The following is a 430-nucleotide window of genomic DNA, read 5'->3' as shown; positions in this document are numbered from 1 at the left end:
CCCTGACCGGCGGCGCGGGGGATGACACCCTGACCGGCGGCGCCGGCGACGATATCCTGGACGGTGGCGACCATGGTTCGGGTGGCGATACTGTGGATTTCAAGAACGGTACGAACGGTGTGATCGCGAGCCTGGCGGACGGCACGGCCACCGACAGTGAAGGCGGCAGCGACACCCTGCAGAACATCGAGAACCTGACCGGCACCGACAGCAATGACAGCCTGACCGGTGATGCCAATGCCAACGACCTGCTGGGCATGGATGGCGATGACACCCTGGTAGGCGGAGATGGCGCTGATACCCTGAATGGTGGCGATGGCAGTGATACTGCGGACTACAGTGCGGCGACGGCCGGCCAGAACCTCAATATCAACCTGACCAGCAGCACGGCGACGGACCAGTTCAACGAAACGGATACCCTGCAGAACAT

Annotated in this window: 1 protein-coding gene; it reads left to right on the top strand. The window is 62.8% G+C overall.

The features are described from left to right. Positions 1-430: calcium-binding protein (locus AC27K1_RS21715; protein WP_487152886.1), on the top strand; the 430-nt coding region annotated here is incomplete at both ends.

The organism is Kistimonas ophiarachnellae, assembly GCF_057552235.1.
The sequence above is the reverse complement of the archived record's forward strand: the minus strand, read 5'-3'. Positions and strand labels throughout refer to the sequence as shown.